Source organism: Ruegeria sp. BC2 (genome assembly GCF_056539245.1).
Map to the genome: position 1 here is coordinate 253,433 of NZ_JBQFUQ010000001.1, position 24,002 is coordinate 277,434.

28 protein-coding genes are annotated in these 24,002 nt (G+C 61.9%); 15 read left to right on the top strand and 13 right to left on the bottom strand.

Annotation, left to right across the window (positions count from 1 at the left end; genetic code table 11):
• The first annotated feature begins 6 nt into the window (after nt 1-6).
• The 6 genes from ACR0CU_RS01200 to ACR0CU_RS01225 all read left to right on the top strand — a co-directional run bounded on the left by ACR0CU_RS01200 (nt 7) and on the right by ACR0CU_RS01225 (nt 5,328).
• Complete coding sequence (locus ACR0CU_RS01200) at nt 7-567, top strand: F0F1 ATP synthase subunit delta (RefSeq protein ID WP_480642285.1); 561 nt, start codon at nt 7-9, stop codon at nt 565-567.
• On the top strand, nt 568-2,106 hold the full coding sequence (gene atpA, locus ACR0CU_RS01205; protein ID WP_170339951.1) for a F0F1 ATP synthase subunit alpha: 1,539 nt from the start codon (nt 568-570) through the stop codon (nt 2,104-2,106).
• Nucleotides 2,107-2,118: 12 nt separating this feature from the next.
• Nucleotides 2,119-2,994: a F0F1 ATP synthase subunit gamma gene (locus ACR0CU_RS01210; protein ID WP_170340529.1), complete on the top strand. Its 876-nt coding sequence runs from the start codon at nt 2,119-2,121 to the stop codon at nt 2,992-2,994.
• Nucleotides 2,995-3,014: 20 nt separating this feature from the next.
• Complete coding sequence (gene atpD / locus ACR0CU_RS01215) at nt 3,015-4,439, top strand: F0F1 ATP synthase subunit beta (protein WP_093964636.1); 1,425 nt, start codon at nt 3,015-3,017, stop codon at nt 4,437-4,439.
• Nucleotides 4,440-4,451: 12 nt separating this feature from the next.
• Nucleotides 4,452-4,862: a F0F1 ATP synthase subunit epsilon gene (locus tag ACR0CU_RS01220; RefSeq protein ID WP_149776434.1), complete on the top strand. Its 411-nt coding sequence runs from the start codon at nt 4,452-4,454 to the stop codon at nt 4,860-4,862.
• A 115-nt stretch (nt 4,863-4,977) separates the two neighbouring features.
• Entirely contained in the window at nt 4,978-5,328 is a 351-nt protein-coding gene (locus ACR0CU_RS01225; protein ID WP_093964638.1) for an H-type lectin domain-containing protein, read from the top strand.
• A gap of 32 nt (nt 5,329-5,360) precedes the next feature.
• Here ACR0CU_RS01225 and rpiB read toward each other — a convergent pair whose 3' ends face one another.
• Complete coding sequence (rpiB, locus tag ACR0CU_RS01230) at nt 5,361-5,801, bottom strand: ribose 5-phosphate isomerase B (RefSeq protein WP_170444566.1); 441 nt, start codon at nt 5,799-5,801, stop codon at nt 5,361-5,363.
• A 21-nt stretch (nt 5,802-5,822) separates the two neighbouring features.
• Nucleotides 5,823-6,842, bottom strand: coding sequence for a ribose-phosphate pyrophosphokinase (locus ACR0CU_RS01235; protein WP_093964640.1), 1,020 nt, complete (start codon nt 6,840-6,842; stop codon nt 5,823-5,825).
• A 107-nt stretch (nt 6,843-6,949) separates the two neighbouring features.
• Between ACR0CU_RS01235 and ACR0CU_RS01240 the strand changes: the two genes are divergently transcribed.
• Both ACR0CU_RS01240 and ACR0CU_RS01245 read left to right on the top strand, forming a co-directional pair.
• Nucleotides 6,950-7,552, top strand: a complete 603-nt coding sequence (locus ACR0CU_RS01240; protein ID WP_170444569.1) for a 2-hydroxychromene-2-carboxylate isomerase — start codon at nt 6,950-6,952, stop codon at nt 7,550-7,552.
• The gene (locus ACR0CU_RS01245; RefSeq protein ID WP_480642289.1) at nt 7,549-8,361 is read left to right on the top strand and encodes an alpha/beta fold hydrolase; all 813 of its coding nucleotides are present in this window, start codon (nt 7,549-7,551) and stop codon (nt 8,359-8,361) included. The genes ACR0CU_RS01240 and ACR0CU_RS01245 overlap by 4 nt, the downstream gene beginning before the upstream one ends.
• Here the strand turns inward: ACR0CU_RS01245 and ACR0CU_RS01250 are convergent.
• The 8 genes from ACR0CU_RS01250 to ACR0CU_RS01285 form a co-directional block, all read right to left on the bottom strand.
• The gene (locus ACR0CU_RS01250) at nt 8,358-9,392 is read right to left on the bottom strand and encodes a threonine aldolase family protein (RefSeq protein ID WP_170444575.1); all 1,035 of its coding nucleotides are present in this window, start codon (nt 9,390-9,392) and stop codon (nt 8,358-8,360) included. The two genes, ACR0CU_RS01245 and ACR0CU_RS01250, sit on opposite strands and share 4 nt — an antisense overlap.
• Nucleotides 9,392-9,865 carry a YcgN family cysteine cluster protein gene (locus tag ACR0CU_RS01255; RefSeq protein WP_170444578.1) on the bottom strand — a complete coding sequence of 158 codons (474 nt, stop codon included), beginning with the start codon at nt 9,863-9,865 and terminating at the stop codon, nt 9,392-9,394. The genes ACR0CU_RS01250 and ACR0CU_RS01255 overlap by 1 nt, the downstream gene beginning before the upstream one ends.
• The gene (locus ACR0CU_RS01260; RefSeq protein WP_170444581.1) at nt 9,862-10,794 is read right to left on the bottom strand and encodes a bifunctional riboflavin kinase/FAD synthetase; all 933 of its coding nucleotides are present in this window, start codon (nt 10,792-10,794) and stop codon (nt 9,862-9,864) included. The genes ACR0CU_RS01255 and ACR0CU_RS01260 overlap by 4 nt, the downstream gene beginning before the upstream one ends.
• A gap of 80 nt (nt 10,795-10,874) precedes the next feature.
• Nucleotides 10,875-11,318, bottom strand: a complete 444-nt coding sequence (locus tag ACR0CU_RS01265; RefSeq protein ID WP_170444584.1) for a MaoC family dehydratase — start codon at nt 11,316-11,318, stop codon at nt 10,875-10,877.
• Between the two features lie 101 nt (nt 11,319-11,419).
• Nucleotides 11,420-12,295, bottom strand: a complete 876-nt coding sequence (locus tag ACR0CU_RS01270; RefSeq protein ID WP_170444587.1) for a TIGR01459 family HAD-type hydrolase — start codon at nt 12,293-12,295, stop codon at nt 11,420-11,422.
• Nucleotides 12,296-12,379: 84 nt separating this feature from the next.
• Entirely contained in the window at nt 12,380-13,471 is a 1,092-nt protein-coding gene (locus ACR0CU_RS01275) for a DUF389 domain-containing protein (RefSeq protein ID WP_170444591.1), read from the bottom strand.
• A gap of 108 nt (nt 13,472-13,579) precedes the next feature.
• Nucleotides 13,580-14,500 carry a manganese-dependent inorganic pyrophosphatase gene (locus ACR0CU_RS01280; RefSeq protein ID WP_170444594.1) on the bottom strand — a complete coding sequence of 307 codons (921 nt, stop codon included), beginning with the start codon at nt 14,498-14,500 and terminating at the stop codon, nt 13,580-13,582.
• Between the two features lie 110 nt (nt 14,501-14,610).
• Nucleotides 14,611-15,594, bottom strand: coding sequence for a TraB/GumN family protein (locus ACR0CU_RS01285; protein WP_170444597.1), 984 nt, complete (start codon nt 15,592-15,594; stop codon nt 14,611-14,613).
• Nucleotides 15,595-15,709: 115 nt separating this feature from the next.
• On the opposite strand from ACR0CU_RS01285, the gene ACR0CU_RS01290 reads away from it, so the two are divergent.
• From ACR0CU_RS01290 to ACR0CU_RS01315, 6 genes are all read left to right on the top strand, one after another.
• On the top strand, nt 15,710-16,384 hold the full coding sequence (locus ACR0CU_RS01290) for a DUF2161 domain-containing phosphodiesterase (protein ID WP_170444600.1): 675 nt from the start codon (nt 15,710-15,712) through the stop codon (nt 16,382-16,384).
• 166 nt (nt 16,385-16,550) lie between these two features.
• A complete protein-coding gene (gene groES, locus ACR0CU_RS01295; protein WP_093964650.1) occupies nt 16,551-16,838 on the top strand; it encodes a co-chaperone GroES in 288 nt (95 codons plus the stop codon).
• Nucleotides 16,839-16,895: 57 nt separating this feature from the next.
• Entirely contained in the window at nt 16,896-18,539 is a 1,644-nt protein-coding gene (gene groL, locus ACR0CU_RS01300; RefSeq protein WP_480642293.1) for a chaperonin GroEL, read from the top strand.
• A gap of 219 nt (nt 18,540-18,758) precedes the next feature.
• Nucleotides 18,759-19,601 (top strand): DMT family transporter, encoded by an 843-nt coding sequence (locus ACR0CU_RS01305; protein WP_480642296.1) that lies wholly within the window; start codon nt 18,759-18,761, stop codon nt 19,599-19,601.
• Nucleotides 19,602-19,639: 38 nt separating this feature from the next.
• A complete protein-coding gene (locus ACR0CU_RS01310; RefSeq protein ID WP_170339982.1) occupies nt 19,640-20,413 on the top strand; it encodes an alpha/beta fold hydrolase in 774 nt (257 codons plus the stop codon).
• Nucleotides 20,410-21,570: an alpha-D-ribose 1-methylphosphonate 5-triphosphate diphosphatase gene (locus tag ACR0CU_RS01315; protein WP_480642298.1), complete on the top strand. Its 1,161-nt coding sequence runs from the start codon at nt 20,410-20,412 to the stop codon at nt 21,568-21,570. The genes ACR0CU_RS01310 and ACR0CU_RS01315 overlap by 4 nt, the downstream gene beginning before the upstream one ends.
• Here the strand turns inward: ACR0CU_RS01315 and ACR0CU_RS01320 are convergent.
• The 3 genes from ACR0CU_RS01320 to ACR0CU_RS01330 all read right to left on the bottom strand — a co-directional run bounded on the left by ACR0CU_RS01320 (nt 21,567) and on the right by ACR0CU_RS01330 (nt 23,421).
• Nucleotides 21,567-22,634, bottom strand: a complete 1,068-nt coding sequence (locus ACR0CU_RS01320) for a 5-(carboxyamino)imidazole ribonucleotide synthase (RefSeq protein WP_170444606.1) — start codon at nt 22,632-22,634, stop codon at nt 21,567-21,569. The genes ACR0CU_RS01315 and ACR0CU_RS01320 overlap by 4 nt on opposite strands.
• A complete protein-coding gene (gene purE, locus ACR0CU_RS01325) occupies nt 22,627-23,115 on the bottom strand; it encodes a 5-(carboxyamino)imidazole ribonucleotide mutase (protein WP_170357137.1) in 489 nt (162 codons plus the stop codon). Before purE ends, ACR0CU_RS01320 begins: the two co-directional genes overlap by 8 nt.
• 81 nt (nt 23,116-23,196) lie before the next feature.
• Nucleotides 23,197-23,421 carry a YdcH family protein gene (locus ACR0CU_RS01330; RefSeq protein ID WP_005981552.1) on the bottom strand — a complete coding sequence of 75 codons (225 nt, stop codon included), beginning with the start codon at nt 23,419-23,421 and terminating at the stop codon, nt 23,197-23,199.
• A gap of 165 nt (nt 23,422-23,586) precedes the next feature.
• On the opposite strand from ACR0CU_RS01330, the gene ACR0CU_RS01335 reads away from it, so the two are divergent.
• On the top strand, nt 23,587-24,000 hold the full coding sequence (locus tag ACR0CU_RS01335) for an Hsp20 family protein (protein WP_170444609.1): 414 nt from the start codon (nt 23,587-23,589) through the stop codon (nt 23,998-24,000).
• The last annotated feature ends 2 nt before the right edge of the window (nt 24,001-24,002 follow it).

Genomic DNA, 24,002 nt, shown 5'->3' on the forward strand with positions numbered 1-24,002 from the left:
GTGGACGTGTCCGAACCAGCTTCGATTTCCACGGGCATAGCCAAACGCTATGCAACGGCGATCTTCGAGATCGCAAAAGAGAACAAGGACCTTGCAGGTCTGGAAACCGGCATCAATGACCTTTCGGCTGCATTGAGTGAAAGCGCGGACCTGCGCGAGGTGATCTCTTCGCCGCTGATCTCTCGGGCCGACCAGCAGGCGGCCATCACCGCCGTGGCCGACAAGATGGGGCTGCACCCGATCCTGCGCAACACGCTGGCTCTGATGGCGCAGAAGCGCCGTCTGTTCGTGCTGCCGCAGCTGATCAAGGTTCTGCGCGAAATGCTGGCTGACGATCGCGGCGAAGTGACTGCCGAAGTTGCCTCGGCCAAGGCGCTGACCAAGACCCAGCTGGAGAAACTGTCCAAGACACTGTCCGAGCGCGTAGGCAAGGACGTGACCATCAATGCGACCGTCGATGAAAGCCTCATCGGTGGTCTTGTCGTCAAAGTGGGCTCGCAGATGATCGACAGTTCGATCCGCTCCAAGCTCAACTCCCTACAGAATGCAATGAAAGAGGTCGGATAAATGGGTATCCAAGCCGCAGAGATTTCTGCAATCCTGAAAGACCAGATCAAGAATTTTGGTCAAGAAGCAGAGGTGGCCGAAATCGGCCGCGTGCTGAGCGTCGGTGACGGTATTGCCCGTGTTTACGGCCTGGACAATGTGCAGGCGGGTGAGATGGTCGAGTTCCCCGGCGGCATCATGGGCATGGCGCTGAACCTCGAAGCCGACAACGTTGGTGTCGTGATCTTCGGCTCGGACCGTGACATCAAGGAAGGTGACACCGTCAAGCGCACCAACTCGATCGTGGACGTTCCGGTTGGTGACGAACTGTTGGGCCGCGTTGTTGACGGTCTGGGCAACCCGCTGGACGGCAAAGGCCCGATCAATGCCAAGCAGCGCGGCGTCGCAGACGTCAAGGCGCCGGGCATCATCCCGCGTAAGTCGGTGCATGAGCCGATGGCGACCGGCCTGAAGTCGGTTGACGCGATGATCCCGATCGGCCGTGGCCAGCGTGAGCTGATCATCGGCGACCGTCAGACCGGCAAGACCGCCGTGGCTCTGGACACCATCCTGAACCAGAAGGTCTACAACGAAGCCGCTGGCGACGATGAATCGAAGAAGCTGTACTGCGTCTACGTGGCCATCGGCCAGAAGCGTTCGACCGTTGCTCAGCTGGTGAAGAAACTGGAAGAATCCGGCGCCATCGAATACTCGATCGTCGTGGCCGCAACCGCGTCCGACCCGGCGCCGATGCAGTTCCTGGCACCTTATGCCGCAACCGCGATGGCTGAATACTTCCGTGACAACGGCCGCCACGCTCTGATCATCTATGATGACCTGTCCAAGCAGGCCGTCGCCTATCGTCAGATGTCGCTGCTGCTGCGCCGTCCGCCGGGCCGCGAAGCCTATCCGGGTGATGTTTTCTACCTGCACTCGCGCTTGCTGGAGCGTTCGGCCAAGCTGAACGAAGACTTCGGTGCCGGTTCGCTGACCGCTCTGCCGGTCATCGAAACCCAGGGTGGCGACGTTTCGGCCTTTATTCCGACCAACGTGATCTCGATCACCGACGGCCAGATCTTCCTGGAAACCGAGCTGTTCTACCAGGGCATCCGCCCCGCCGTGAACACCGGTCTGTCGGTTTCGCGTGTGGGTTCGTCGGCTCAGACCAACGCGATGAAGTCGGTCGCCGGTCCGGTGAAACTGGAACTGGCCCAGTACCGCGAAATGGCTGCATTTGCGCAGTTCGGTTCTGACCTCGACGCCGCAACCCAGCAGCTGCTGAACCGCGGTGCGCGTCTGACCGAGCTGATGAAGCAGCCGCAGTACTCGCCGCTGACCAACGCGGAAATCGTGTGCGTGATCTTCGCCGGCACCAACGGCTATCTCGACAAGATCGACGTTTCGGACGTTGGCCGCTATGAGGCTGGTCTGCTGGCGCATCTGCGCGGTAAGCATGCCGATCTGCTGCAGTGGATCACCGACGAAGATCCCAAGATCAAGGGCGAGGCTGCCGACAAGATCAAGGCTGCGCTGGACGAATACGCCGCAACCTTCGCTTAAGGAGACGCGGCAATGCCAAGTCTAAAGGACCTTAAAAACAGGATCGAGTCGGTCAAATCGACCCGCAAGATCACCAAGGCCATGCAGATGGTCGCGGCTGCAAAACTGCGCCGCGCCCAGGAATCTGCCGAAGCCTCGCGCCCCTATGCCGAGCGGTTCAATGCCGTGATGGCGGGGCTGGCAGCATCGGTCGGGGGCAGCGACAGCGCCCCCAAGCTGCTGCGCGGCACCGGCAGCGACGATGTCCACCTTCTGGTCGTCATGACGGCCGAGCGTGGGCTCTGCGGCGGCTTCAACTCGAACATTTCCAAGTTGGCTCGCGCCAAGGCGGATGAGCTTCGCGGCAAGGGCAAGACGGTCAAGATTCTGACCGTCGGCAAGAAAGGTCGCGACGCACTCAAGCGTGAATATGGCGATCTGTTCGTCGGTCACATCGACCTGAGCGAGGTCAAGCGCATCGGCTATGCCAACGCGCAGGACATCGCAAAGGACATCCTGTCGCGTTTTGACGCGGGCGAGTTCGACGTTGCCACGATCTTCTATGCGAAGTTCCAAAACGTCGTGACCCAGATCCCGACGGCCCAGCAGATCATCCCCGCCTCGTTCGAGGACACCGAAGGGGACGACAGCGGCGCCGTGTTCGATTACGAGCCCAGCGAAGAGGCCATTCTGGCCGAATTGCTGCCCAAGGGGGTCGCCACGGCGATCTTCTCGGCTCTGCTTGAAAACGGGGCCTCGGAACAGGGTGCACGGATGTCCGCGATGGACAACGCGACACGCAACGCGGGCGAGATGATCGACAAGCTGACGATCCAGTTCAACCGCTCGCGCCAGGCCGTGATCACCAACGAGCTGATTGAAATCATTTCCGGCGCCGAAGCGCTGTAGAGACAAACCGGAGACGAAACATGGCGAATGCAAAAGGCAAAGTCACACAGATCATCGGGGCCGTCGTCGACGTGCACTTCGAAGATCAGTTGCCTGAAATTCTGAACGCACTTGAAACTGAAAATAACGGCAAGCGCCTGGTGCTGGAAGTTGCCCAGCACCTGGGTGAAAACACCGTCCGTACCATCGCGATGGACGCGACCGAAGGTCTGGTCCGTGGCGCGGACGTTGTCGACACCGGCGCACCGATCTCGGTTCCGGTTGGCAACGCCACCCTGGGCCGCATCCTGAACGTTGTCGGCGAGCCGATCGACGAAAAAGGCCCGGTCGAAGCGACTGAAACTCGTGCCATCCACCAGCCCGCGCCCGAGTTCGACGAACAGTCGACCGAGTCGGAAATTCTGGTCACCGGAATCAAGGTGGTTGACCTGCTGGCGCCCTACGCCAAAGGCGGCAAGATCGGCCTGTTCGGCGGCGCCGGTGTGGGCAAGACCGTTCTGATCATGGAACTGATCAACAACATCGCAAAAGTGCACTCGGGCTTCTCGGTGTTCGCAGGTGTCGGTGAACGGACCCGTGAAGGCAACGACCTGTACCACGAGATGATCGAATCGAACGTCATCAAGCCCGACAACCTGTCGGAAAGCCAGGTGGCCCTGGTCTACGGCCAGATGAACGAGCCTCCGGGGGCGCGTGCCCGTGTTGCTCTGACCGGTCTGACCCTGGCCGAGCAGTTCCGCGATCAGTCCGGTACCGACGTTCTGTTCTTCGTCGACAACATCTTCCGCTTCACGCAGGCGGGTTCCGAGGTGTCGGCTCTGCTGGGTCGTATTCCTTCGGCGGTGGGCTACCAGCCGACGCTGGCCACCGACATGGGCGCCCTGCAGGAACGCATCACCTCGACCAAGAAGGGCTCGATCACCTCGGTGCAGGCGATCTACGTGCCTGCGGACGACCTGACCGACCCTGCGCCGGCAACCTCGTTCGCCCACCTGGACGCAACCACTGTTCTGAACCGAGCGATTTCGGAAAAGGGTATCTACCCGGCCGTGGACCCGCTCGACTCGACCTCGCGCCTGCTTGACCCGGCCATCGTCGGCGAGCGTCACTACAAGGTTGCGACCGACGTTCAGCAGATTCTCCAGCGCTACAAGTCGCTGCAGGACATCATCGCCATCCTCGGCATGGACGAACTGTCGGAAGAGGACAAGTTGACCGTGGCCCGCGCCCGCAAGATCGAGCGCTTCCTGTCGCAGCCGTTCGACGTGGCCGAAGTCTTCACCGGTTCGCCGGGTGTGCAGGTTCCGCTGGAAGTCACCATCGACTCGTTCGAGCGTGTCGTGGCCGGCGAATTCGACCACCTGCCCGAAGCGGCCTTCCTGATGGTTGGCGGCATCGACGAAGTGATCGCCAAAGCCGAGAAGATGGCCGCAGCAGCTGCCTAAGGAGTATCCCCGATGGCAAACACGATGCAATTCGACCTCGTCAGCCCGGAGCGGAGCCTTGCTTCGCTTCAGGCCAGCGCGGTCCAGATTCCCGGCGCGGACGGGGACATGACGGCGATGCCCGATCATGCCCCCACCATCACCACGCTGCGTCCGGGCATCCTGAAGGTCGAAGCGCCCGAAGGGTCCAGCGAATACCTGGTCACCGGCGGGTTTGCCCAGATCAACGGAGATGCCCTGTCGGTGCTGGCTGAAAAGGCCATCCCGGTTGACGAAGTGACCCGCACCCATCTGGACGAGCTGATTGCCGAGGCGCGCGCCTCACACGAGGCGGCTAAGGAAAACGGCGAACAGACCATTGTCGACGAGGCAGCCAAGCTGCTGGCCGACATGGAAGCGCTGGGAACGCATATGAGCCTGTAACGGCTGATGCACTGTCAGAATTGGAAACGGCCCTGCTGCTGCGGGGCCGTTTTTTTGTCGTGATTTCGCCGAAAGGTCAGGATAAGTTGCGGAAATTCATAGGAATTGATGCGCAATGAAGAAATTCTTGACCCACCCCATCGGAATTGACCGAGGTGAAGAGGTTCTGTTCTCGGAATTCGCAGATGGTGGAGACATGTGGACGGGCGAGGGGCCGCGGGAACGACGCCGGCCCGTCACCTTCAGCCAACCCTTCCGCACCCCGCCCGTCGTGCAGATTGGAGTGTCCTTGTGGGATGTCGATACCTCATCGGCTTTGCGCGCCGAGCTGCTGTCCGAAAATGTTACAACCACGGGCTTTGATGCGGTGTTCCGGACGTGGTCGGACACCCGTATCGCCCGGATCCGCGTGGCATGGACCGCGATCGGGGAAGTTGCCCACGAGGACGACTGGGACATCTCCTGACCCGCCGTTCCCAGCGGGCCATCCGTAATGACTTAGGATTCGATCATTGCCACGCGTTTCGCGTGCCGGCCGCCTTCGAATTCGGTGCTCAGAAAGGCATCGACAATATCCAGCGCCAATCCAGTGCCAACAACACGCGCGCCGATCGACAGCATGTTGGCGTCATTGTGCTGGCGGATCATGCGGGCGGAGAACGTATCCGAACACACGCCGCAGCGGATGCCTGGAACCTTGTTTGCAGCCATCATGATACCTTGCCCCGTGCCGCACAGGATAATGCCCAATTGGCACTCGCCCGAGACGACGGCCTCGGCGGCGGCTTTGCCGTGCTTGGGGTAATCCGTGCTTTCGGGGCTGTCAGGGCCGAGATCCAGAACGTCCCAGCCTTGTGCCGCTGCAAAAGCGGCAACTTCCTTGCGCAGGTCGATGGCAGCGTGATCGCTGGAAAGAACCAGACGTTTGTTGGCGGTCATGGGAATGGCTTTCCGGTTTCTTCAGTCTGTGTGGTACAGGGATTCGTAGATCGGGATCAGGGTCTTGTCTTCGAACAGCGACGACACTGATGTGCCCTGCCAGATGTTCAGAATGGCCTGTGTGAAGATCGGGGCCGTCGGCACTGTGCGGATATTCTTGGCCTTCTTGATGTCTTCGGTCGGCATGATCGTGTCGGTCAAAACAAGCGATTTCATCACCGAGTTCGAGACGCGTTCAACAGCCGGGCCGCTCATGACGCCATGGGTGATGTACGAGTGAACCTCGCGTGCGCCGTTGTCTATCAGCACCTGCGCCGCCTTGCACAGCGTACCGGCCGTGTCGCATATGTCGTCGACGATCAGGCAGATCTTGTCCTTCACGTCGCCGATCACGGTCATCTCGGCCACTTCCCCGGCTTTTTCACGCCGTTTGTCGACGATCGACAGAGGAGCGCTGATCCGCTTGGCCAGCTCGCGGGCACGAGCCACACCGCCGACGTCCGGCGAAACCACCATCAGATCGTCCATCTGGTCGCGGAACTGGTCCTTGACGTCCAGCGCAAAGATCGGAGAGGCATACAGGTTGTCGACCGGCATGTCGAAAAACCCTTGGATCTGTGCCGCATGCAGGTCCATCGTCAGGATGCGTTCGATCCCGGCACCGGTCAGCATGTTGGCCACAAGCTTGGCGCTGATCGGGGTGCGCGCCTTGGTGCGGCGATCCTGGCGGGCATATCCGAAATAGGGGATAACCGCGGTGATCCGCGCCGCCGACGATCGGCGCAGCGCATCGGCGATGATCAGTAGCTCCATCAGGTTGTCATTGGCCGGGTTCGAGGTGGGCTGGATGATGAACATGTCCTCGCCGCGGACGTTCTCGAAAACCTCGACAAAGATCTCGCCATCGTTGAACCGTTCGACACGCGCATCGACCAGACGCTGGTTGACGCCGCGGTGCAGGCTCATGCGGCGCGCGATGGTTTCGGCAAGCGGAAGGTTTGCGTTCCCAGCAATAAGCTTGGGTTCGTGATGTGTCGGCATCGGCTGAGGTCCCCGGGCAGCAGTGGCAATGTGACAGATTCGTGATGTTGACACCGCTTAGCATGGCCTTACGGTTCCGCAAAGATAACTGGGTGGAGAAAGTGCACATGGCCGACATTGACTACTTTTTTGCGACACTGTCGCCCTATTCCTACCTCGCCGGGCTGCGGCTGGAGGAGATCGCGGCCAAGCACGGCGCAACCATCGCCTACAAGCCGGTCGACATCATTGCGCTGTTTGGGCGCACCGGCGGCGTGCCCCCCAAAGACCGCCACCCGTCGCGCATCGAATACCGGGCGCAGGAACTGGTGCGTCAGGCCAAGAAGACGGGCCTGCCGTTCAACCTGCAACCTGCACATTGGCCGACCAACGCGGCGCCGTCCTCATACGCCATCATCGCGGCCATTCAGGATGGGTCGGGTGATGTGGGAAAACTCTGCCATTCTTTTCTGCGCGCCTGCTGGGCCGAGGACAAGGACATCGCGCAGGACGACGTGATCCGCGACTGTCTGGCCGGGGCGGGCTTTGATCCGGCGCTGGCCGACAGCGGACTGCTGGTCGGGGCCGAGACCTATGCGGCCAACCTCGAAGAGGCGGTGGACCGCGGCGTGTTCGGCGCGCCTTTCTATATCACGCAGGACGATCAGCGGTTCTGGGGGCAGGACCGGCTTGTGGATCTGGACGAGCATCTGGCCACGCTCAAAGCATGACCGTGGCCAAGGCCGTGCTGCCGCCCGTCCACGTTCGCACTCTTGGGGCGGGTGCCCGAAAGGTGCTAGCGCAGCATTGCACGATCGCGCATTCCGGTGCGTGGTCCGGTCTGGCCGTTGCCTTGGGCGATCAGGCAACGCTGATCGCACCCGACATGCTGTCGCACGGACGCAGTCCGGATTGGGACGGGCAGGGGGATTTCTTCGACCTCACCACAGCTTTGTCGCGGGCGCAGTTGAGCGAACCGATGGACGTGATCGGGCACAGTTTCGGCGCGATGGTCGCCCTGCGGCTGGCCATCGAATACCCGGACCGTGTGCGCAGCGCCGTTCTGATCGAACCGGTGTTCTTCGCGGTCGCCCACCAGGACGCACCAGCGCTTGCGACGCGGCACGCGGCCGAATCCCAGCCATACAAGGCTGCCCTTGCCGAAGGCGACGCGCCCCGGGCCGCCCGCCTGTTCAACCGCATGTGGGGCACGACCGACCGCAGCCCGCGCTGGCCGGACCTGCCGGAGCGGACCCGAAATGCGATGATCCGGGGCGTCGGCGTGGTCGGCGCGGTCGAGGGGCCGCTGTTCCGCGACACCTCCGACCTGCTGGCCCCGACGGCCATGGCACGGGCCGAAATGCCGATCCTGCTGCTGCATGGATCGGCCTCGCACCCGATCATGGCCGTGGTCAATGCCGGGCTGCGCGCCCGCTTGGCCGACGCGCGGCAGGGCGTTGTCGAGGGGGCAGGGCACATGCTGCCCGTCTCGCACCCCGGCGAAACCGCCACGCAGATCGACGCGTTCTGGCGCGCCTAGAGCAGCGCCAGAAACCGGTCGATTTCCTCGGTCGGTGTCGACCAGTCGCAGACGAACCGGCAGGCCAGCATCTCGTCCTCGTCCGGGCCGTCCAGCGGGTCGCCCCACAGGTGATAGACGGCACCGGCCGCGTGTAGGCGCCTATGCAGGCTGCGGGGAAAGCTGGCAAAGATGATGTTGGCTTGGGGTTCATACAGGAACTGCGCACCCGCAGCCCGCAGCCCATCGGCCAGACGCGCGCAATTGGCGTTGGCCTTACGGGCCGAGCGCAGCCACAGATCATCGCGCAGATAGGCCGCCATCTGGGCCGACAGATACCGGTGCTTGGAAAACAGATGCGCCCCGCGCTTGCGGCGCAACTCGAACTCCCAGGCCTTGCTTTCGTCGAAGAAGATCACCGCTTCGACCCCCATCAGCCCGTTCTTGGTGCCGCCAAAGCTTACCGCATCCACGCCCGCCTTCCACGTCATCTCGGCCGGGGAACAATTCAGCGCCACCAGCGCATTGGTGAACCGCGCGCCATCCATGTGGACGGGCAGGCCGAACTCCTTGGCGACCCCGCACAGGGCCCGCAGTTCGGTCAGCGAATAGACCGAGCCCCGCTCGGTCACCTGCGTGATCGACACCGGACCGCGTTGGGGCCCATGCACGCCGCGTGTCTCTTCGGCGGCGATGGTGCGGCGCAGTGCATCCGGCTGCATCTTGTCGCCGCCCGGAACCAGCGTCAGCTTGGCGCCGGTGTAGAATTCGGGCGCGTTGCACTCGTCCTCATGAATATGCGCGACGGGCGAGCAGAATACGGTCTCCCACGGCTGCGACAGGGTCGCCAGAGCCAGCGAGTTTGCCGCCGTTCCGGTCGCCACCAGATAGACCGCCGCCCCGGGCGCCTCGAAGATGCCCCGGATCCGGTCGCGCACTTCGTTCATCAGGTCATCGGCGCCATAGGCCATCTGATAGCCCTGATTGGCCTCGGCCAGCGCGGTCAGAACCTCGGGGTGGACGGGCCCGGAATTGTCAGAGGCGAAATGCATCAGGTTGGCTCCTCGATAATGTAGTCTTCCCACTCTTCCTCGGGCGTCTCGAATTCGGACACGGTAAGCCCTTGAACCGAAACGCCGGCGGCGTGGACGCTGTCGGGCGACCCTGACAGCAACGGGTGCCAATCGTAAAGGGGCTTGCCCTCCCACAACAGGCGGTAGGCGCAGGTCTGAGGCAACCAGTAGGCGTGTTCGTGAATGTTGTCCGGGCGCATGACGATGCATTCCGGTACGAATTGGTGGCGGATGTCATACTGGGTGCAGCGGCAGGTCGCGGCATCCAGCAGCCGGCAGGCGACACGGGTCAGGGCAACTTCGCCACTGTCCTCGTCTTCAAGCTTGTTCAGGCAGCATTTGCCGCAGCCGTCGCACAGGGCTTCCCATTCGCGCGGGTTCATCTTCTGCAGGGGCTTGCGCTCCCAGAAACGCGGGGCCAGCCCGGCGCGGTCGATCGGATCCTTGCTCATGTCGCGGCCAGGATCTTGCGTGCGCGATCGCAGTCTTCGGTCATCTGGGCGATCAGGGCATCGAGGCCGTCAAAGGTCATCTCGGGGCGCAGGAATTCGACCAGGCCAACCGAGAGGGTCGCCCCATAAAGATCGCCGGAGAAGTCGAACAGGAAGGTTTCGATATTCGGCACCTCGCCGTGGAACATCGGCCGCACCCCGACCGAGGCCGCACCGTGATAGCTGCCGGCATGCGGGCCGTCCAGCACGTCGACCAGAACCGCATAGACGCCGAATTTCGGCGGGTGGATCCCTTCAATCGACATGTTTGCCGTGGGAAAGCCCAATTCGCGACCGCGCTGTTCACCGCCGATAACCTCGCCTTCGATCCGGTGCCAGTGGCCCAGCATGGCCGCCGCGTCCCGCGGGCGGCCGTCGCTCAGGGCTTGCCGGATCGCGGTGGACGAGACCACGTGATCGGACTGCTGCATCAATGGGGCGATGGTGACACCGAACCCCATCTGCTGGCCGAACTGAACCATGTCCTGCGCCGTGCCGCTGCGGCCTTTGCCGAAACAGAAATCGGCCCCGATCACCACATGGGCCAGACCCAAGCCTTGGCAGATCACGTTGCGGGCGAATTCCTCGGGCGTCAGCCCGGCGAGCGCGGCGTTGAACGGCAGTTCGTAGAGTTTCTGTACGCCCAACTTCTCCAGCCGGTGCGCGCGCGCATTGCCCCGCATCAGACGAAAGGGCGGGGCATCCGGGGCAAAATACTCGCGCGGGTGCGGCTCGAACGACAGAACGCCCAAGGGTGCTTCCGGGCATGCCTTCCGGGCCAGATCGATCACCGACTGGTGGCCAATATGAACGCCGTCGAAATTCCCGATCGCAACGCTGGCGCCGCGGTCTTCGGGGTCTACAAACTGGAAATCCCGGATGATCTGCATGGGGCTTGCCTAGCGGGACTGTCCGCCGGGTTCAAGCGGCAGTTCCAGACCAGCGTCCAGCAGGGCGTCAAAACCTGCCGTCAGTCGAATTTCCGTGACGGAGCCAAAACCATCGCCTCGCCAACCAGAACCTTCTTGCCGCCTACTGCGCAATGGCAATCCAGCTTGACCCGGCGCTTGGCGAAGTCGATGTCGATCACCTTGACCTCGGCATAGACCATGTCGCCGGGGCGGACCGGCGCAAGGAATTTGAGCGACTGACCCATGTAGACGGTCCCATGGCCCGGAAGCTGTTCACCGATCACGGCCGAGATCAGACCGGCGGTCAGCATCCCGTGGGCGATGCGCCCTTCGAAGATCGTATCGCGGGCATAGTCGTCATCCAGATGCACCGGATTTCGGTCGGTCGAAACCTGGGCAAACATCTCGATGTCTTCGTCCGTCACCACTTTCCGCAGGTAGCGGGTCATGCCCATTTCGATGTCTTCGATACAGATCGTGCCGCGCGGAAGATTGTCCAACATGTTGCCCTCACTATGCATCGGTCCGGCAACAAAAAATCGCCAACGACCCAAGGTTGGCAACTTTATTACTTCGCAACTGCAGAAAATCAAGCGTTTTCTGCCTAGCGCAGACGGCCGATCGTGTAGGTTGGGTTGATGTTTTCCTTGGAAATATAATCGCTTAAAGCATTCGGATCCGGCTGGTGCGACGTTTTTGTTTCCGATGCGGCCAGACCGCCGCTGATGAACAGGGAATCAATTCCCTCTCCCATGCCGCCGGCTATGTCGGTATGCGGCCCGTCGCCGATGGCCAGAATCTCGTCATCCGGCACGTCCGTTCCCAGCGCATGCAGGCGACGCCGGGCCAGATCATAAATGGGCGGGTGTGGTTTGCCGAAATACAGGCTCTCGCCGCCCATTTCGGTATAAAGCTTGGCCAGCGCACCGGCGCACCATTCCCGCACTTCGCCCCGATCGACAACTATATCGGGATTGGCGCACAGCAGCTTCAGGCCTTTCTGCTTGGCGTACAGGAAGTCCGGCCGGTTCACGGCCGGATCGGCCATCGGGTCGAACGGGCCACAGCAAACGATCCCCTCGGCCTGGTCCAGCGGCACGCGCTCGATGTGGATCGGGTGTTCCAGGATTTTCAGCGGCTCGAAGAACCCAGCGTCGCGCTCCCACTCACCCATGAAATAGACTTTTTCGCCCACGGCACCACGGAACATCGCGGACCGGGCCGAGTCACCACTGGTCGCGATGGTGTCGTAGCAGTCCGCGGGAACGTTGAACTGTTTCAACTGCTCGGCAACCCCGGCACGCGGCTTCGGAGAGTTCGTCACCAACACCACCTTGCCGCCCCGGTCGCGATAGGCCTTCAACGCGGCAACAGCTTCGGGGTAGGCGGTGATGCCGTTGTGGACGCAGCCCCACAGATCCACGAACAGCGCCTTGTAACGGTCGGAAATCTGGTCAAGCGCGGAGATGATCTGGGTCATGCGGGCCTCGGGCTGTTGAAACGGCGTTGCGCCACCTATGGCAAAGCTGGCCCCGCTTGACCAGAGGTAGCCGGATGCTGGCCGTCATTCCTCGTCGCTCAACTTTTCGACATCCGGGGCCTGTTGCACGGTTTCGGTGCCAAGAATGACCTGCGCGCCGATGCGGGTCTGGTACCGGATGACGGCGAGATAGCCGGGGCCAAGTTCATCCTGCAGAACGTCCACCAGCGACGTTTCCCGCAAGCTCTCGGGCAACAGCCCGGCAACGGACGAGACCTTGAATTGCGCCTCGGGCGGCAGATCGACGATCACCCAGACCTCGGCCTGTTTGCGTTTGGCATTCACGTCGATGCGGATGATCTCGACCGATACCGGGTCCGCCCAGTCGCGGATCGCTTGCGCAACCTCGGCCTCGGTTCGGGTTTCCAGGTAACGGTTGTAGGTCGATTTGCCCAACTGGACCACGACGAGGGCCAGGAACGCCATGGTTATGACCACACCGGCAGTAAAGTTGAGCTTGCGCCGGCCCTTGCCGAATGCAACCGACCTTGCGGCATAGACGATATAGACCGCGCAGGCCGACAAAACGATCGCACCAAGGTTGGTCGCGAACAAAAGACCCGCCTCGTAGGCGTCAGCGGGTTCCCCAAAATACAGCAGGATCCCGGACGCGGACAATGGCGGAACCAGAGACACGCCGATGGCGGCGCCGGGCAACAGGCTCAGTTCGGCCTTGTTGATCTGAACGTATGCGCCGGCCACGCCGGCCGCGAGCGCCACGATCAGGTCTTCGGTGCCCGGGTCGGTGCGGGCCAAGACCTGATCGGGGATCAGGATGCCGCGCGGGACATCGGCCAGATAAACCAGGATCCAGGCCATCAGAACGCACAGTACCGCCGCAATGCAGACCGTCAGGGTCAGAACGAAAGCGCGTTTCAGCCAGCCCATGACCATCGCAGCCGCAATGCCCAGAATTGGTGTCATCAGCGGCGCGACCAGCATCGCGGCAATGACCACGGCGCCAGAGTTCCGCAGCAGTCCCATGGTTGCGATGATCACCGAAAGGGTCAGCAGCATGGCAAAGCGCCGCCAATAGGCAAGCCTGTCGCCGCCTTCGAACAGCAGAATGCTGCGTGTCGTACTGTACTTCCGTGTGACCACCGTGTCCCGATCCACCCTGTCCCTGCGTCCAGCCTAGCAACGATTTGCCATCCGGCAAACCTTTCGACGCGCAAACAAAAAAGGCGCCCGCTGAGGGCGCCTTTCGCTGAACTGTGAACGGGATCAGACCTTGAGGTTCGGAATGATCTGCTTCTTACGGCTCATGATGCCCGGCAGAACAACCGTGTCGCCGGACACCGAAGCGCCAAAGCTTTTCTCGGCAACCGATTTGACCAGGTCGTTCGGCACCAACAGGGTGGCCTCTTCGTTCAGGATGTCGACGACGAACAGCAGCACCTGGTCCACACCGTCTTCCTTCGCCACCTCGACCATCGACTGGGCCAGGCTGTCCTTGCGGTCCAGCACGACGCCCGGTGCGGTGGTTTCCAGAACGGACACGCGGAACTTGGTGCCGTTGACCTCGTATTCCTTGCTGTCCATGCGGATCAGTTCGGCGTCCGAGAAAGACGATACGTCAGATTTCGCGGCGAACATTTCGGCAGCATAGGCCGAAACATCCAGACCCAGCTCGGCGGCCAGCTTCTCGGCCACTTCGCGGTCATGCGCGGTAGTGGTGGGCGAGCGGAACTCCAGCGTGTCCGACAGGATGCAGGTCAGGGCCGCGCCCTTGACAGCCTCGGGCATCTTGGCGGCGTCGTCGCCCATCAGGTCGATCATGATGGTTGCCGTGCAGGCCAGCGGGCGAACGGTAATGTCGATCGGGCCTTTGGTTTCCAGCCCACCGACCAGCTTGTGGTGGTCGATGATGGCGCGGATATCGGCATTGTTGACATTGGCAGGCAGCTCGGCCGGGTTGTTTGTGTCAACGATGACGACGGGCGCATCGGTCTCGACATCCTCGATGATGCGCGGCTTGGGCAGGTCCCAGCGCTGCAGCATGAAAGCGGCTTCGGTGTTGGGTTCGCCCAGCAGGACGGCCTCGGCCTTTTCGCCTTTGACTTCGTTCAGATACCAGGCCCACAGGATCGGCGATCCGGTTGAGTCGGTGTCGGGAGATTTGTGGCCAAATACTTGGATGGTCATGTCTGTTTCCTGCACATAAGGAGTTTGCGCGCCTTATAGGGTGGTCCATTGGCGTTGTCACCCGGCAGAAACACGGCTGCGACGGTTGGTCTGACAGAAGCGCTGACCGCTCAGAACTGTGCGCGGCTCAGTTGATATCCGGCGCGTTCCAGCTGCTGCAAAAGTCCATGGTCTCCACCCAGATGGCCGGCACCAACCGCGATCACCGCCGTCTGGTTTTCGATGGTTAGGATCGTTTCCATCCAGTTGTCGTTGCGTTGAACCAGTAGCTGGTCCTCGAATGCGGCCCATTCCTGTGCAAACACATCGGGCGCCAGGCCCGAAACATCGCGCCCATATATCTTTGCGAATTGCAGGATTTCTGCGTGTTTCTCCTCGAAATATGCGCTGGCCATGGTCACCATGTGGTCATCACCGGCGTCAAAGGCATCGACCATGCGCACCAGAGACTGCACTTGCTCTTCAAGCGTGTGGCTGTCGAAGATCGCGATCAGGTCGTCGATCTGTTCCAGCGAATATTGCGGTTTGCCCGCAGCTTCGGCCAGTTCGGTCAGGCGCGCATCCATTCCCCGGTCTGCATCTGGCACCTGAAGCATGCAGGGTGGCATACCCAGCATCATCGACAGGAACCAAGGGCGCAGTTTTGCGGCCATCCAACCGGGAATGCCGCGTGCCGAAAGCGCCTTGGAAATCACGGCCCAGTCCTCTTCGCTCATCAGATCGATTAGAGTTGGTCCTGTGTTGATCAGAACCGGGCTGAAATCCTTGGCCAGGTCTTGTTCGAAAGCGGACATGTCGGATTGGGTGATCTCGAAGTAAAACGCGTCGGCCTCGCTCAATGTCGGCGCCAACCGCTCGACCACCGGGCCCATTCGCGGATCGTTGACGTGCAATGTGCCAATCAGATGCAAAACAGTGTTGTCCTTCTGTGCAATCCAGTGATTGCCTTCGGGATATGCCATCTGACTGGTGGCCGCGTTCAACTCGGCCCGGGCCTCAGGCGTCATGTCTTGCCGCAAATCGCGCCCGTCACAGGCGGCATTGGCCACAATTGGATGCAGAGCAGCAAGCAGGGCAAAAAGAAACACGCGCATCGAGACCATTCCGATTGTGGCTGAAAGAACTTGGGAACAGATAGCCACGCCCGCCTACCGCGCGCAAGCCGTGTATCCGTATGGCGTTTTTCGGAAAAAACCATAGCATGGCGTCATGAACCGCGAACAGGATCTCTATCCTCCGATCAAGGCGCTATTGCAGCGGCAAGGGTACTCCGTGAAAGGAGAGGTGGGCGCCGCCGACATCGTGGCCGTCAAGCCCGGTTGTGATCCAGTGATCGTTGAATTGAAGCTGAGATTTTCGCTGGCCTTGTTCCATCAGGCCGTGACCCGGTTGAAGGTATCGGATCAGGTCTATGTGGGCGTCTGCAAGCCCTCCGGCCGGTCGGCGCGCCGGGCGTTGCGGGACAACCTGTCCCTGTGTCGTCGGTTGGGGCTGGGTTTGATCACCGTTCGTGCGGATGGGCGGGTCGAAGTCCATTGTGACCCTGGACACCATGCGCCGCGAAAGAACAAGGCCAAAGCTGCGCGACTGTTGCGCGAGTTCGAGCGGTTGGAAGGGGATCCGAACTCGGGCGGGGCAACCCGGCACGGAATCGTAACTGCCTATCGGCAGGATGCCCTAAAATGTGCCGCGCATCTGGCCGAACACGGGGCGACCAAAGGCGCTGAGGTCGCCAGTGCCACGGGCGTTGCGGCGGCGACGCGCCTCATGCGCGAAAACCATTATGGCTGGTTCGAAAAGGTGGCAAAGGGCGTCTATGAACTGTCGCCTTCCGGGTCCGAAGGTCTGAAGCATTGGGCTTACAGCTGGGAAGATCCGACCTGACTTGGCCGGCCTCAGGCTGCGCGCGAAAAAAATTCATCACCGATTGTTGACTCGCCGGAAATCACCCCCTAGCTATGCGTCGTTAGCACTCGATCAAGCTGAGTGCTAACGCCCCGCAAGACCGCGGGGGGAGGAAAACAACCTTTGAGCCCAAGGAGCTGCAAAGATGGCATTGAAACCGCTTCATGACCGCGTGCTGGTTCGCCGTACCGAAAGCGAAGAGAAAACCGCAGGCGGCCTGATCATTCCCGACAGCGCAAAAGAAAAGCCCAGCGAAGGCGAAGTCGTTGCAACCGGCGAAGGCGCGCGGAAAGACAGCGGCGAACTGATCGCGATGGCTGTGAAGCCCGGCGACAAGATCCTGTTCGGCAAATGGTCCGGCACCGAGGTCCACGTCGACGGCGAAGAGCTGCTGATGATGAAAGAAAGCGACATCATGGGGATCATCGAGTAACGCGCACGCGCTTGCTCTGATCGTCATTTCAAACACATTTCTCGAGGAGAAAAAGACATGTCTGCAAAGGACGTCAAGTTCGACACCGATGCCCGCAACCGCATGCTGAAGGGTGTGAACATCCTGGCGGATGCTGTGAAGGTGACCCTCGGCCCCAAAGGCCGCAACGTGGTTCTGGACAAATCCTTCGGCGCGCCGCGCATCACCAAAGACGGTGTTTCGGTCGCCAAGGAAATCGAACTGGAAGACAAGTTCGAGAACATGGGCGCGCAAATGGTGAAAGAAGTCGCCAGCCGCACCAATGACGAAGCCGGTGACGGCACCACCACCGCGACCGTTCTGGCTCAGGCCATCGTCAAGGAAGGCCTCAAGCAGGTTGCTGCCGGCCTGAACCCGATGGACCTGAAGCGCGGCATCGACATGGCAACCGCCAAAGTCGTCGAGGAAATCAAGAACGCTGCCCGCGAAGTCAAAGACAGCGACGAAGTTGCGCAGGTTGGCACCATCTCGGCCAACGGCGAAGCTGAAATCGGCCGCCAGATCGCAGACGCGATGCAGAAGGTCGGCAACGAAGGCGTTATCACCGTCGAAGAGAACAAAGGTCTGGAAACCGAGACCGACGTCGTCGAAGGTATGCAGTTCGACCGTGGCTACCTGTCGCCCTACTTCGTCACCAACGCTGACAAGATGGTTGCCGAGCTGGAAGACTGCATGATCCTGCTGCACGAGAAGAAACTCTCGTCGCTGCAGCCGATGGTTCCGCTGCTCGAGCAGGTGATCCAGTCGCAGAAGCCGCTGCTGATCATCGCCGAGGACGTTGAAGGCGAAGCGCTGGCAACTCTGGTTGTCAACAAGCTGCGCGGTGGTCTGAAGATCGCTGCCGTCAAGGCTCCGGGCTTCGGCGATCGCCGCAAGGCAATGCTGCAGGACATCGCAATCCTGACCGGCGGTCAGGTCATCAGCGAAGACCTGGGCATGAAGCTGGAAAACGTCACCATGGACATGCTTGGCACCGCCAAGAAAGTGTCGATCACCAAGGACGAAACCACCATCGTCGACGGTGCTGGCGAGAAGGCCGAGATCGAAGCACGCGTTGCCCAGATCCGTACCCAGATCGAAGAAACCACCAGCGACTACGATCGTGAGAAGCTGCAAGAGCGCGTTGCCAAACTGGCAGGCGGTGTTGCCGTTATCCGCGTCGGTGGCATGACCGAAGTTGAAGTGAAAGAGCGCAAGGACCGTGTGGACGACGCTCTGAACGCAACGCGCGCCGCCGTTCAGGAAGGTGTCGTCGTGGGTGGCGGTGTTGCCCTGGTTCAGGCCGGCAAGGCTCTGGCCGATCTGAAAGGTGTCAACGCCGATCAGGACGCAGGCATCAACATCGTGCGCAAGGCCATCGAAGCGCCGCTGCGTCAGATTGCTGAAAACGCAGGTGTCGACGGCGCCGTCGTTGCCGGCAAGGTGCGCGAGTCCGCGGACACCGCCTTCGGCTTCAACGCTCAGACCGAAGAATATGGCGACATGTTCAAGTTCGGCGTGATCGACCCGGCCAAAGTGGTGCGTACCGCTCTTGAAGACGCTGCCTCGGTTGCAGGTCTGCTGATCACCACCGAAGCCATGGTTGCCGACAAGCCCGCCAAAGAAGGTGCAGGCGCCGGTGCTGGCATGCCCGACATGGGCGGCATGGGCGGCATGATGTAAGACGGCCGGGTTCGCGTCAGCGAATTCAGACAACCCGCAAGGGAGAGTCTTACCGAAAATTTCAGCGGGGTCGCCTTCGGGCGGCCCCGTTTTGATTTTTTCAGTGATCCGCGGTGTTTCGGCCGGCGCTGCTTGCAATTCTGGGGATCGCCGCAGCCGGTCACGCGGAAGCGCAGGAAAGCGGGTGTCCATTGTGTGCAGACACGATATTGGTTGGGCATGCAGCTGTTTCTTCTGACCGCCCTGACAATGTGTGCCTTTGCGGCCAATTCCATCCTGAACCGGTTGGCCGTGGAGAGCGGAGCCAGCGACCCGGCAAGTTTTGCCGTTGTTCGTGTGCTCTGTGGTGCGCTCGTTCTTTGCGCTTTGGTCGTGTCGCGGGGTGGCACCCTGCGGGTGTTCGACAGGCGCCGAGTGATCGGAGCAGGCTCCTTGTCGCTTTACATGGTCGGGTTCTCGGTGGCCTATCTGTCACTTGATGCGGGATTGGGCGCCTTGATCCTGTTTGCGGTGGTCCAGATCTCGATGTTTCTGGCCGGCACCCTGACGGGGGCGATCCCGACTTTTCGACAGGTGGCGGGGGCAGCAATTGCAATGGCCGGATTGGCCTGGGTTCTGTGGCCAGGCGCTGAGGCACGTGTTGACCCGACAGGGGCAGCCTTGATGGCCGCCGCAGGGGTCGGGTGGGCTGCGTATTCGATTGCTGGTCGGTCCGAGCCCGATGCGCTGGCGGGAACGGCCTCGAACTTTGTGGTGGCCCTGCCGGTGACCGCTGGCATTTTGGTCGCGGGCGCTCCGGCGTGGAACTTGACCTGGGCGGGTTTGGGGCTGGCGGCCGTATCTGGCGGCGTAACCTCGGGGTTGGGGTACGCCCTGTGGTATCGCCTGCTGCCCCAGTTGGCGCCTGCGGTTGCAGCCGTAGTGCAGCTGAGCGTCCCGGTGATTGCGATCATTGCAGGTGTGGCGCTGCTCGGCGAGCAACTGAGCCTGCGGCTGATGGCAGGGGCAGGGTTGGTTGTGGGCGGTATTGCATTGGCAGTTATGCGCGTGAGGCGGCGCTAGGTCTTTCCTCTCTGAAGAATAGCGATTATCTGGCAGCCATGCGGATCCTGTTTTTCATATTGCTTTTCCTGATGCCGATCGCCGCGCAGGCAAAATGCGTTGTCCTGCTGCATGGGCTTGCCCGGACCGAAGCATCGTTTTCGGTCATGGAGCAGTTGTTCAAGGTGCACGGGTACACCGTTGTGCGGCCGGGTTATCGCTCGACGGATCTTCCGATTCCGGAACTGGCCGACCGGACCATACCCGAGGCGTTTGCGGCGTGCGGAGATGACACCATCAACGTTGTCGCGCATTCGATGGGAGGAATCCTGTTGCGCTACTGGCTGCAGGATCACCATCCGCAGAATCTGGGACGCGTCGTCATGCTTGGCCCGCCCAACCAAGGCAGCCAATTGGTCGATGAACTCGGCGATTGGGAAGTGTTCGGTCTGTTGAACGGCCCCGCCGGCCTGCAGCTGGGTACGGGGCCCGAAGGTATTCCGCGTCGCCTGCCACCGGTCGACTTCGAGCTGGGGGTGATTGCAGGCGAGAACTCACTGAATCCGGTTTTTTCGTCGCTGGTTGATGGACCGGATGACGGCAAGGTCGCTGTCGAAGAAACCAAAGTCCAGGGCATGACCGACCACATCGTGCTGCCGGTGACGCATACGTTCATGATGAACAACCCGCAGGTCATGGCGCAGGCTTTGCACTTCATCGAGTTCGGTGAGTTCGATCCCAACATAACCTGGCTGGACGGTGTGATGGACATCATTGATGAGATCTGCATCGGAGAGGACTGCGCCGAACCCGCCTCGGAACCCACACGATGACCGCATTGGAACTGACCTTTTCCGGGGCGCAGGCTCTGCACCCTGATCGCGGACTTGTCGGTGACGATCTCTCAATCGCGGACGGCTTGATCCAGGAGGGCAGCGGTGCGCCGGTCGTTGATCTGAGCGGCTATCTGATCCTGCCGGGCATCATCGACCTGCACGGGGACGGGTTCGAGCGTCACATCGCCCCGCGCCGGGGGGCCATGAAGCAGATGGACGAGGGCATCCGCGCCGCCGAGGCTGAACTGGCAGCCAATGGCATCACCACCGCCGTGCTGGCGCAGTTCTACAGCTGGGAGGGCGGCGTACGCGGCCCAGAGTTCGCCGCCGACGTGTTCCGCGCGATCGCGGCGGTGAAGGGCAGCGTGGTCACCGACCTGATCCCGCAGTTGCGGTTCGAAACCCACCTGCTGGATGACTATGCCGACCTGCCGGGGCGCATCGCCGACTGGCAGGTGCCCTATGTCGTGTTCAACGATCATCTGCCCCATGACCGTCTGGCGCAGGGGCGTACCCCGCCGCGTTTGACCGGGCAGGCGCTCAAGGCTGGTCGCAGCCCCGAGGCGCATCTGAAGATGCTGCAGGACATGCACGCCCGCACCTCCGAGGTGCCAACTGCGCTTGATGCGCTGTGCGCGGCGTTGGCCCAACAAGGCGTGCGTCTGGGCAGCCATGATGACGCCACGGCAGAGGCCCGTTGCCACTGCCGCGCGCGCGGCGTGCATATCGCCGAATTTCCCGAAACGCTCGAAGCGGCCGAGGCGGCCAAGGCCGCGGGCGATCACGTCATTCTGGGCTCGCCCAACGTGGTGCGGGGCGGATCGCACAAGGGCAACGTCAGCGCGCTGGACCTGATCGCCATGGGGCTGTGCGATGCGCTGGCGTCGGATTACCACTATCCCAGCCCGCGCAGGGCGGCGCTGATGTTGATGAAATCGGGGCTGATGGATCTGGCGGGCGCGTGGGCGCTGGTGTCGTCGGGGCCCGCGCGGGTGCTTGGCCTCGGGGACCGCGGGTCGCTGCAACCCGGCAAACGCGCCGATCTGGTCGTTCTGGATGCGGAAACGCAGCGCGTGGCGGCCACCATCGCCGGCGGCCGGGTCAGTTTCCTGTCGGGGGATGTCGCCGGGCGGTTCGTCGCCGCGGCGCGCTAGCGTTTGATCCGGTTGAAATGGCCCATTTTGCGGCCCGGCTTGACCTCGGCCTTGCCATACAGGTGCAGGGCCACGTCGCGCTGTTGCGCAAGCTCGGGCACGCGGTCCATGTCGTCGCCGATCAGGTTCTCCATCACAACATCCGCGTGACGCTGCCCGTCGCCCAGAGGCCAGCCGGCCACGGCGCGGATATGCTGTTCGAACTGATCGACCGCACAGCCGTTTTGCGTCCAGTGGCCCGAGTTGTGAACGCGCGGCGCGATCTCGTTCACGATCAGGCCCTGCGGCGTCACGAACAGTTCGACCCCCATGACGCCGACATAGTCCAGCGCGTTCAGGATATTCGCGGCCAGCAGCACCGCGTCGGTCCGCAGGGCAGGGGACAGGCGCGCGGGCACCGTGGTCGTGTGCAGGATGCCGTCGCGGTGCACGTTTTCGCCGGGGTCGAAGCAGGCCACCTGGCCGTCCAGCCCGCGGGCGGCAATAATCGACACCTCGTGGCTGAAATTGACGAAGCCTTCCAGGATCGCGGGCGCGCCCTGTATGTCGGCCAGTGCGGACCGGGCGTCCTCGGGCGACTTCAGCCGCGCCTGCCCCTTGCCGTCATAGCCGAAGCGGCGGGTCTTGAGGATGGCCGGCGTGCCGATCCGTTCGATGGCGGCCTGCAGGCTGTCCAGGTCGGTCACATCGGCAAAGGGTGCGGTGTTCAGGCCCAGGCCTTGCAGGAATGTCTTTTCGGTCAGCCGGTCCTGACTGACCCGCAGCGCCTCGCGTCCGGGGCGGATGGGACGGTGCGATTCCAGAATGTCCAGCGCCTCGGTCGGGATGTTCTCGAACTCGTAGGTGATGACATCGACCGATTGCGCAAACGCGGCAAGCGCCTCGGCATCTTCATAAGGTGCGGTGGTCACGCGATGCGCCACCTGGCCCGCCGGCGGGTTGGCGCCCGGCTCGAAGATATGGGTCACGAAGCCCAGCCGCGCCGCGGCCATCGACAGCATCCGCCCCAGCTGGCCGCCACCCAGAATTCCGATCACCGCGCCGGGCTGCAAAGGGTCATTCATCGCGCGGCTCCTCGGGGATCGAGTCGGACAGCGCGGCGCGCCAGGCGTCCAGCCGACCGGCCAGGTCTGCGTCCTGCAGGGCCAGAATACCGGCGGCCATCAGGCCGGCATTGGCGCCGCCGGCCGAACCGATGGCCATGGTCGCAACCGGGAAACCCTTGGGCATCTGCACGATGGAATAGAGCGAGTCGACACCGGACAGCGCCCGCGTTTGTACCGGAACGCCGATCACCGGTACCCGCGTCTTGGACGCCATCATCCCCGGCAGATGTGCGGCACCGCCAGCGCCGGCGATGATCACCTGCAGCCCGCGCTGCACAGCGGTCTTGCCGTACTCCCACAAACGATCCGGCGTGCGGTGGGCCGAGACGATCTTGGTCTCGTAGGCCACGCCCAGTTCGTCCAGTATCTCTGCAGCGCCTTTCATGGTGGGCCAGTCCGACTGGCTGCCCATGATGATTCCGACCTTGATCTCGCTCATCCGCCCTGTTCCCCGCCTGCTTTAGGAAGCGCGCACTATAGTGAAATCCGCTTGCGTGGCAATGCGGTTGACCGCGCCGGATCAAGCGATGATGTCAGGGGTCAGGCGATCCTCGATCAGCCGGATGATATCCTTCAGGCGCAGCTTCTGTTTCTTCAGCCGCTTCACCGTCAGCTGATCGGCAGTGCCGGTCGCCTCGAGCGCCTTGATCGCCTCGTCCAGGTCGCGGTGTTGTTGGCGGAACACCTCCAGTTCGACGCGCAGAACCTCGTCGGTTTTCATCGAAATGTCGGTGGGCGCGTTCATGGGCGACTCATGTGTGGCTGGTGGTGCGTGTTACACAAGATAGTGCGTTCAAGTGAATCCGCCTAGACCTTGTGGAGACACACGTTTCATCCCATATTGTCTTGTGCGCAGCTGCCGTTACGGGGCCGCGCATCACGTCGCTTTGACAAAGAAGGACGAGAAAACGTGTCAAAACTTACTCTTGGCTCATACCCGCATCTTCTGGGGTTCGAGCAGCTGGAACGTCTTCTGGAACGGTCTGCAAAGGCCGGAAACGAAGGGTATCCGCCCTACAACATCGAACAGACGTCGGATCATTCCTACCGCATTACCTTGGCCGTAGCCGGGTTTGCCGAGGACGACCTTTCGATCACCATCGAAGATCGGCAACTGGTGATCCGGGGTCGTCAGCGCGACGACAGCGAGGGGCGCGTGTTCCTGCACCGCGGCATCGCGGCCCGTCAGTTCCAGCGCATGTTCGTGCTGGCCGACGGTGTCGAGGTCGGCGAGGCCATTATGGAAAATGGCCTTCTGCATATCGACCTGACCCGCGCCATGCCCGAAACCGTTGTGCAGACGATCAACATAAGGAAGGGGTAAGC